The sequence below is a fragment of the Tabrizicola sp. genome, assembly GCF_031377265.1.
In the GTDB taxonomy this organism is placed as follows: Bacteria; Pseudomonadota; Alphaproteobacteria; order Rhodobacterales; family Rhodobacteraceae; genus JAUYQR01.
This window is the reverse complement of sequence record NZ_JANMET010000389.1, coordinates 23,175-31,345: the sequence shown is the minus strand read 5'-3', so window position 1 is coordinate 31,345 and position 8,171 is coordinate 23,175. Positions and strand designations below refer to the sequence as shown.

The 8,171-nt window shown below is 65.0% G+C and carries 7 protein-coding genes; 5 read left to right on the top strand and 2 right to left on the bottom strand.

The window, feature by feature from the left end:
- Positions 1-244: 244 nt before the first annotated feature.
- Both RMO18_RS20790 and RMO18_RS20785 read left to right on the top strand, forming a co-directional pair.
- Positions 245-1,144, top strand: a complete 900-nt coding sequence (locus RMO18_RS20790; protein WP_309668436.1) for an NAD(P)-dependent oxidoreductase — start codon at positions 245-247, stop codon at positions 1,142-1,144.
- On the top strand, positions 1,144-2,034 hold the full coding sequence (locus RMO18_RS20785; protein WP_309668435.1) for an NAD(P)-dependent oxidoreductase: 891 nt from the start codon (positions 1,144-1,146) through the stop codon (positions 2,032-2,034). The genes RMO18_RS20790 and RMO18_RS20785 overlap by 1 nt, the downstream gene beginning before the upstream one ends.
- Before the next feature lie 307 nt (positions 2,035-2,341).
- Here RMO18_RS20785 and RMO18_RS20780 read toward each other — a convergent pair whose 3' ends face one another.
- Positions 2,342-3,001: a glutathione S-transferase family protein gene (locus tag RMO18_RS20780; protein ID WP_309668434.1), complete on the bottom strand. Its 660-nt coding sequence runs from the start codon at positions 2,999-3,001 to the stop codon at positions 2,342-2,344.
- Between the two features lie 150 nt (positions 3,002-3,151).
- Between RMO18_RS20780 and RMO18_RS20775 the strand changes: the two genes are divergently transcribed.
- The 3 genes from RMO18_RS20775 to RMO18_RS20765 all read left to right on the top strand — a co-directional run bounded on the left by RMO18_RS20775 (position 3,152) and on the right by RMO18_RS20765 (position 6,152).
- Entirely contained in the window at positions 3,152-3,811 is a 660-nt protein-coding gene (locus RMO18_RS20775) for a DUF1007 family protein (RefSeq protein WP_309668433.1), read from the top strand.
- Positions 3,796-4,698 (top strand): hypothetical protein, encoded by a 903-nt coding sequence (locus tag RMO18_RS20770; RefSeq protein ID WP_309668432.1) that lies wholly within the window; start codon positions 3,796-3,798, stop codon positions 4,696-4,698. The genes RMO18_RS20775 and RMO18_RS20770 overlap by 16 nt, the downstream gene beginning before the upstream one ends.
- A gap of 71 nt (positions 4,699-4,769) precedes the next feature.
- The gene (locus RMO18_RS20765) at positions 4,770-6,152 is read left to right on the top strand and encodes an MATE family efflux transporter (protein WP_309668431.1); all 1,383 of its coding nucleotides are present in this window, start codon (positions 4,770-4,772) and stop codon (positions 6,150-6,152) included.
- Here the strand turns inward: RMO18_RS20765 and RMO18_RS20760 are convergent.
- Entirely contained in the window at positions 6,105-8,168 is a 2,064-nt protein-coding gene (locus RMO18_RS20760; RefSeq protein WP_309668430.1) for a capsular polysaccharide biosynthesis protein, read from the bottom strand. The two genes, RMO18_RS20765 and RMO18_RS20760, sit on opposite strands and share 48 nt — an antisense overlap.
- Positions 8,169-8,171: the final 3 nt, after the last annotated feature.

Sequence of the window (8,171 nt, the reverse complement as noted above, 5' to 3'; positions counted from 1 at the left end):
CGCGCGTTCATCGGTGCCGCCGATATACATGCCGGGGCGTTTGCGCACGCCTTCCAGCGGTTCAAGAACCTCGATCGAGGAGGCGTCATAGACTTGCGTGCCAGCGAGGAGGTCGTTTGCCATGGGCTGCTCGATTCTTGTTATGCGCTGGCATTAGACCACTGCAGGGGGCAGACGCGCAAGATGTGGGGTCTGGAGTGCGGATGGCGCTGCAGATAGGGTGGCGCAAAACAGGAGGATCGCGATGCGGGTGCTGTTCACGGGCGGGTCGGGCAAGGCGGGGCGGCATGTGGTGGCGTATCTGGCGGCCAAGGGGCACCGGGTGCTGAATGTGGACCGGGTGCCGCTGGGGCTGGCGGGGGTGCATGACCTGATCGGCGATATCACCGATGCCGGGCAGATGTATTCCGCAATGCACAGCCATGCCGGGTTTGACGAGATGGAAACCGGGCTTGGCGCGCAGACCTTCGATGCGGTGGTGCATTTCGCGGCGATCCCGCGGCTGCTGCTGGCGCCGGACACCGAGACGTACCGCGTCAACGTGATGGGCACCTACAATGTGATTGAGGCGGCGGTGAAGATGGGGGTCAAGAAGATCATCATCGCCTCGTCGGAAACGACGTATGGCGTGTGCTTCAGTGACGGGGTGGTGGACCCCAAGGTGCTGCCGCTGGAAGAGGACTACGACATCGACCCGATGGACAGCTATGGCCTTTCCAAGCAGGTGAACGAGATCACCGCGCGCAGTTTTCAGCGCCGGTCGGGGGTGGATATCTACGCGCTGCGCATCGGCAATGTGATCGAACCGCATGAGTATGAAACGGTGTTCCCGCCGCTTGCCACCAACCCGGGGCTGCGGCGCAGGATTGCTTTCAGCTACATCGATGCCCGCGATCTAGGGCAGATTGTTGATCTGTGTCTGGGCAAGAACGGCCTTGGGTTTCAGGTGTTCAATGCGGCGAATGACACCAATTCGGTGCCGCAGCCGAATACAGAGCTGTTGGCCGAGTTCTTTCCGAATGTTCCGCTCAGCCGGCCGCTGGGCCGCCATGAAAGCCTGCTGTCCAACCGCAAGATTCGCGAGGTTCTGGGCTTTCGCGAAGACCACAACTGGCGCCGCTATGTCGCGGACCCCACCCGCTGATGCGGGTATTCTTTACTGGCGGGTCTGGCAATGCGGGCCGGATGGTGATCGCCGTCCTAGCGGCGATGGGGCACCGGGTGGTGAACTTCGACTTGCGGCCCTTGGGGATGGCGGGGGTGCCCGATCTGATCGGGGACGTCACCGATGCGGGGCAGGTGGCCGCCGCATTAGGCGCCCATGCCGGGGTTGAAGAGCTGTCGGCAGGCCCGCCGCAAGACTTTGACGCGATTGTACATTTCGCCGCGATGCCGCGCCCGCTGTTGGTGCCGGACGTCGAGATGTTTCGGGTCAACGCCTTCGGCACCGAGGTGGTGCTGAGGGCGGCGGAGCGGGCGCGGGTGGGCAAAGTGATCGTCGCTTCGTCGGAATCAATCTACGGCATGTGCTATGCCGACGGCACGATGCAACCCGAACAGCTGCCGCTTGACGAAACCACGGCACTGACCCCGACGGACAGCTATGGTCTGTCAAAAGAGGTCAACGAGGCGTCGGCGCGGGCGATGCAACGGCGCAGCGGGGCGGATGTTCTTTGCCTGCGCATGGCACTGGTGCTTGCGCCTGCAGACTATGCGCGGTTTCCGGAAGATTTCGCCAACCCCGGGCCGCGCCGCCGGGGCAGCTTTGCGTACATCGATGGCCGTGATCTGGGGCATGTGGTGCATCTGGCGCTGGTGGCGCAGGGTGTCGGGTTTCAGATCCTGAACGTCGCGCATGCCGAAAGCTGTCTGCCGATCCCGACGCAGGATCTAACACGGCGGTTTTTTGACGGCGTGCCGCAGACCCGGGCTCTGGTGGCGCATGAAAGTCTGGTATGTACGCAAAAGTTGCGCAGGATGCTTGGTTACAGCGACCGGCACGGCTGGCGGGATCACGTGTCTCCAACGGCTTGAGGTGCCGCTGGCTGCGGCCCGCGCAAGAGGGGGGGCCGTCTGCCCTCCACGCAGCAGCCTTCTGCTGCCGCTCCCCCCGAGGATATTTCGAGAAGAGGAAGCTGTTAAGGTTAATCGATTGTTTACCGACTCGCTCCACAACAGGTGCACGGTACAGGCGGGGACGCCGATGACCGTGAAGGGGAAGGCATCCCGCAATGCAGGTTGCCTGCAGGCGGGATGTCAGACCCTGTCTTTGACCTTCCTCTTCACCAAATATCCCACGGGGGTGCGGGGGTGTGAAACCCCCGCGCTGCGCCGCTCGCAGTCACGCAGGCTCGGCCAGTCTTGCCGCCCACATCGCCTGAAATGCCGGGCGGAATTGGCAGCGCTCCAGCCATTCCTTCACTGCCGGGAACTCGGCCAGCAGGGTAGGGTGGCCTTGCGCATAGCGCAGGCATTCGGCGGTGTTGATGTCGGCGGCGGTAAAGCGGTCGCCCACAAGGTAGGGATGCGCAGAAAGGTAGCCCTGAAGCCGGGTCAGCGGGCGGCGCAACTTTTCAGCGTTGATCGCGATGGCCCCTTGACCTTCGGGGGTTTTGTCACCGCCATCTCCCTGAATATAAAGAATTTCAAGTGCGGGCCCCTCGATTCCCGTTGCGGCAAAAAGTGCCCATTGGCCCATCAGCGCGGTTTCAGCGGCGTCTTTCGGCCCAAGGCTGCCGCCGTGCTGGCGGGCGATGTGCAGAGTGATCGCCAGGGATTCGGTCAGCACCAGCCCATCTTCGACATAGGCCGGAATCTGGCCCAAGGGGTTCACCGCCAGAAACGCGGGCGAAGTTGTGTTGAGCGGGGCATCAGCAGCTTTTGGGTTGTCCAACCGGTAGCCCTGGATCACCGGGATATGGGTGAAGGGCAGCCCAAGTTCCTGCAAAAGCCACAATGGGCGCGACGCGCGCGAGCGAAAGACACCATAAAGCGTGATCATGCGAACCTCCGGATTGAGGCTGTGAGCCTAGGGGGTCCGGCGCGGAAGGTGAAGGGCCGGGCGCCAGATTTGCGCAGGTTTGTGACTGGTCAGGGGCTGCCGGTTTCTAGTCGCTTGGATGTCGGATGAGAACCGATTACCTTGCCGCGCATGAAATCTGTCGGTTTGATCGGGTCTGGGTTTGCTGCGTGGCTGGCTGCGTCGCCGGTGCATGCGCATCCGCATGTGTTTATCGACGCCCGCATCGAGATCATTCTGGACGAAGAGAACCGCGCCACCAGCGTGCGGATCAGCTGGACCTATGATGATCTTTATTCGCTGTTCGTGGTCGGCGACATGGGGCTGGACCCCGATTGGGACGGCAAGCTGACCCCCGAAGAAGCGGCGCGGCTGTCAGGTTTTGACATGAACTGGGACGTGGATTTTGCCGGCGACACCTATGCTCTGATCGGCGAGCGGGAGCTGGCATTGTCGCGGCCAAAGGACTGGAGCGCCAGTTACGCCGACGGCAAGATCACCTCGATGCATGTGCGGGACTTTGACGCGCCGGTGCCGGTGGCGGCAGAGCCGTTGGTCATTCAGGTCTATGATCCGGGATTCTACACTGCCTATACCGTTGCGTTCGATCCGGTGCTGATTGGTGGCACGGGCTGCACGGCCGACGCCTACGGGCCAGATCTGGATGCGGCGGATGCGGCGCTGAAGGCGGCCTTGGCCGAGTATTCTGCGGATGTGAACCTTGAGGCGGACTTTCCGGCGATTGGCAAGAACTACTCCGAGGAGGTTCGGGTGACATGCGTCGCACCGTGATGATTATGGGGCTGGTGTTGGCGCTTGGCTTCGGCGTGCTGTGGCTGACCGGGGGGGTGGCGGTGCTGCAGGCCTGGGTGCAGGGCATGCAGCATGTGGCGCAAGATCGGCTGGCGGGGGCGGTGCGCGCGCTGCGCGGCGGTGAGCCAGGGGCGGTCATGGCGTTGCTGGCGGTGTGTTTCACCTATGGGGTGCTGCATGCGGCGGGGCCTGGGCATGGCAAGATGCTGATCGGCGGTTATGGTGTCGCTCGGCGGGTGCGGGTGCTGCCGCTGGCCGGGATCGCACTGGCATCCAGCCTTGCGCAGGCGGCAGTGGCAGTTGCGTTGGTCTACGCGGCGGTGGCAGTGCTGGGCTGGACCCGGACTGCGGTGCTGGGCACGGCCGAGGACGTGATGGCCCCGATCAGCCATGCGCTGATTGCGGGGTTGGGGCTGTGGCTGGTCTGGCGTGGAGTGGGTGGCCTGCGGCGGCAGGCGGCGGAGGGGCACGGCCATGGCCATGATGCCCACGGCCATGTACATGGCCCGGAGTGTGGCCACGCGCATGGCCCGACGCTGGCCGAGGTTGGCCGCCTGACCGGCTGGCGCGATACGGTCGCGCTGATTGCGGGCATTGCGATAAGGCCCTGTTCTGGCGCGCTTTTTCTGCTGATCCTGACATGGCAACTGGGTGTCGGGATGGCTGGCGTGGCGGGGGCGTTTGCGATGGGGCTGGGCACCGCGGTGGTGACGGTTTTGGTGGCCGCGATGGCCGTCTGGGCACGCGAAGGGGCGTTGGCAACGCTATCGGGCGGTCGCGTGGCACGGGCGATGCCGGTGCTGGAACTGGCCGTGGGCGCGGTGATCATGCTGGTGGCGTTGGGGCTGTTGCAACAGTCGATCTGACGCGTTGTGCTGCTGCCATGCGGTGGGAAACCCGTCTTGTTCTTGTGCCTTGCCAAGAGTAAGGCGTGCGGATGACCGAAGTTCAAACCTATTCCACCCATGCACGGGCGACCCTTGTGCTGGGCCTGCCGCTGATCGGATCGCATCTGGCGCAAATGGCGCTGCATGTGACTGATACGGTCATGCTCGGCTGGTACGGTGTGGTTGAACTGGCTGCCGTTGTGTTGGGCGCGTCATCCTTCTTCATCGTCTTCGTGCTCGGCTCGGGCTTTGCCAAGGCGGTGATGCCGATGGTGGCCTCAGCGCTGGGTCGCGGCGACGAGGTGCAGGTTCGGCGCGACACCCGGATGGGGCTATGGCTGTCGATCGGCTACGGGCTGCTGACCTACCCGGTATTCTGGTGGTCGGGCCCGATCCTGCTGGCCTTGGGGCAAAGGCCGGAAGTGGCGGCACTGTCGCAGGATTACATGCGGATCGCGGGTCTGGGCATGGTGCCGGCGCTGGCGGTGATGGTGCTGTCAAGCTACCTTTCGGCCCTCGCGCGGACGCAGGTGGTGCTGTGGGCCACGGTGGCGGCGGTGTTTCTGAATATCGCGGTGAACTGGGTGCTGATCTTCGGGAACTGGGGCTTTCCGGAACTGGGCGTGCGGGGTGCGGCGATCGCGACGGTGGCGGTGCAGCTTCTGACGCTGATGGTGCTGGGGCTTTACGCGGGGTTGCTGCCAGCGCTGCGCCGGTTCCACCTGTTCCAGCGGTTCTGGCGGCCGGACTGGCACGTGATGGGCAAGGTGTTCCAGCTCGGCTGGCCAATCGGGCTTACCGGGTTGGCGGAGGGCGGGCTTTTCCAGGCCTCGGCCATTATGATGGGCTGGGTCGGCACGGTGGAACTGGCGGCGCACGGCATCGCGATGGAGGTGACGGCGGTCGCCTTCATGATGCATGTCGGCCTGTCGAGTGCGGCGACGATCCGCACCGCGCGGTTCGACGGCAGCGGTGATGCGCGCGGCTTGCGCGACGGCGCGGTGGTGGCGCTGGGGCTGTCGCTGGTGGTGGCGCTGGCGGTGATCGCGCTGTACCTGGCGGCGCCGGAGGCGATCATCACGCTGTTTCTGGACATGGCGAAGCCGGAGAGTGCCGAGATTGTCGCGCTTGGGGCGGTTCTTCTGGCGGTGGCGGCGCTTTTTCATCTGGCCGATGCGGCGCAGGTGATGGCGCTGGGCCTGTTGCGCGGATTGCACGACACAAGGGTGCCACTGGTGCTGGCGGTGGTCAGCTATTGGCTGGTGGGCATCCCCTGCAGTTACGTGCTGGCCTTTCCGCTGGGCTATGGCGCGGTCGGGCTGTGGCTGGGGCTGGTGGTGGGGCTGGTCTGCGCGGCGATCAGCCTGATGATCCGGTTCTGGAGGCTAGCGCCAAAGCCAATGCAGGCTGGCGAAACGCCCTTGCAGGCGTGACAGCAGCCGGTTGCCCGGACCCTGCGGCAGATCCGGGCCTGACAGGCGATCAAGGATCACCTCAGGCGGGCAGGGGCGTTGGCTGACCGGATCCCAATAGCGCGGATAGCCGATCAGGGTGGCGTGGATCAGTTGGCCAAGGTCGGGGCGCGGTTGCGGGCTGCCATCTTCGGTGTGCAGGCGGCGGGCGGGAATCGGGCCAAGATCGCGGGTCAGGCCCCAACCGGCATAGAACGGCGCGCCAAGGCAGGTGACGGGGATGCCGCGCAGCAGCGCCTCGAACCCCAGAAGCGAGGTCATTGTCCAAACCTCGTCAACTTGCGCCAGCAGGGCGGCGGGGTCGGTGTTTGGCAAGGTGATATCGGCAAGGCCGTGGAGCGAGGCGGTGGTGATGCTGCCGGGGCGCAAGCCAGCCTCCACATCGGGGTGGGGTTTGTAGAGGATCATGGCATCCGGGTTGGCGGCGCGGGCGGCTTGCAGCAGGCCAAGGTTGGTGCGGACGTTGCCGCCGCCTTTGACGATTGACGCGTCATCCTCGACCTGACCGGGCACCAGAATGCGGTGGCCTGCGGGCAGGGTGGGCAGGGCCGCACTGGCGAGGTTGTATTTGGTCAGGCCAAGCGCGCGGATGCGGTCGGCCAGACGGTTGGCGCGCGCCCGTTCTGTCGCGGGCAGAGGGGCAAGGATCAACTGTTCAAGCCGCGAGGGGCGCGAGGGATCGTAGTAGATGCCAAGATCGTCGGTCACCAGGCTAAGCGGCGGGGTCAGGGCCGCGCCAAGCCCACGCGAGCGCAGGAAACCATCCTCGATGCGCAAGGTGGGGGCGGTGGGGGTGAAGGCTTCGGGTTCCTTGCCTGCCCAGATCAGCAGGCTGCGGCCCTTGGCGGTGGCGAGGGTGTCGGCGGCGTAGAGATCGTCTATAAAGATCAGTGGCTTGGATGCGCCAAACACCTGTTGCAGGCGCTTGCGTTTCCACAGCCGCATGCCGCTGGCAACATGGCCATGGCGGTCCTGACGAAAGGCGCGGACCTCGGCCTCCAGCTGATCCAGCGCGTCTTCAAAGCTGCACAACCGGTCGCGGCAGGCGTCGTACCACAGCGGCGCCAGGATCATTGCCCCGGCGAAAAGCTGCGTTGCGGTCAGCTGGTGCGTGCGGCGCGGCATCGGGAGGTGGTCGACCGACAGGCCCCAGCCGGCGTAGAACGGTTGGCCAAAGACCTGCGGGCGGTGCCCGGCGAGGATCGCCTCGAACCCCAGTTGCGATGACACGGTGTAGACGGCTGCCGCGCCTTGAAGCAGCGCCCAAGGCGACACCGGGGCGGTGAGAAGGGTGATGTTATCGGAGGCGTCAGGCGGGCCGAAATGGCCGGGGCGCAGACCAAGGGTGGTTTCGGGATGGGTCTTGATGACGATGCGCGCGTCAGGGTTATCTTGCCGGGCGCGGGCCAGCATGGTGCGGAAACTGGCGGCAGTGGCCCCGGAATGGCGGATCGACGCGTCGCCCTGGGTTTGATCGATCACCAGCACGAAGCCGGGTTCCGGGGCGGCCAGGGTTGGGTCATGGTTGTTGTATTTGGATAAGAAGAGTGACCGTATCCGTGCTATTCCGTTTGTTGCACGGGACAGAAGGTTCGAATTGTTCAAAGCGTCGGAGGTGAGGATCTGTTCCATCCGGGACGGCGCGCTGCTGTCGAAATGCACGCCTAAGGGGTCGAGGATCAGACCCAGCGCGGGCTCGCCCGTTCGTCCGGGAAACAGCGAGCGCAGGAACGCATCTTCAGCCCGCACCAGAGGCACGCCGCGGCGCGCGGCCACCGTTTCGCCGCGCCAAGCCGTGGGGCTGTGGCCCCAGACCAGCACGCCATCGCCCGGCTGGGGCAAGCCAAAGCGCAGGTCATGGCCCGCCAGCGCAAGGATGCGGCGCAGCCGGTGGTTGGTAAGAAAGTCGAGGTTCTGATGAAAAAGCCGCCGGGGAATGGCCCCGGCGGTGTCATGCGTGCCGCCCGTTGCCGGCACCGG

What these genes read in the sequence shown, in the direction of transcription:
- RMO18_RS20790 (WP_309668436.1), top strand. Translation starts at nt 245, where the DNA reads ATGCGGGTGCTGTTCACGGGCGGGTCGGGCAAGGCGGGGCGGCATGTG.
- RMO18_RS20785 (WP_309668435.1), top strand. Translation starts at nt 1,144, where the DNA reads ATGCGGGTATTCTTTACTGGCGGGTCTGGCAATGCGGGCCGGATGGTG.
- RMO18_RS20780 (WP_309668434.1), bottom strand. Translation starts at nt 3,001, where the DNA reads ATGATCACGCTTTATGGTGTCTTTCGCTCGCGCGCGTCGCGCCCATTG.
- RMO18_RS20775 (WP_309668433.1), top strand. Translation starts at nt 3,152, where the DNA reads ATGAAATCTGTCGGTTTGATCGGGTCTGGGTTTGCTGCGTGGCTGGCT.
- RMO18_RS20770 (WP_309668432.1), top strand. Translation starts at nt 3,796, where the DNA reads ATGCGTCGCACCGTGATGATTATGGGGCTGGTGTTGGCGCTTGGCTTC.
- RMO18_RS20765 (WP_309668431.1), top strand. Translation starts at nt 4,770, where the DNA reads ATGACCGAAGTTCAAACCTATTCCACCCATGCACGGGCGACCCTTGTG.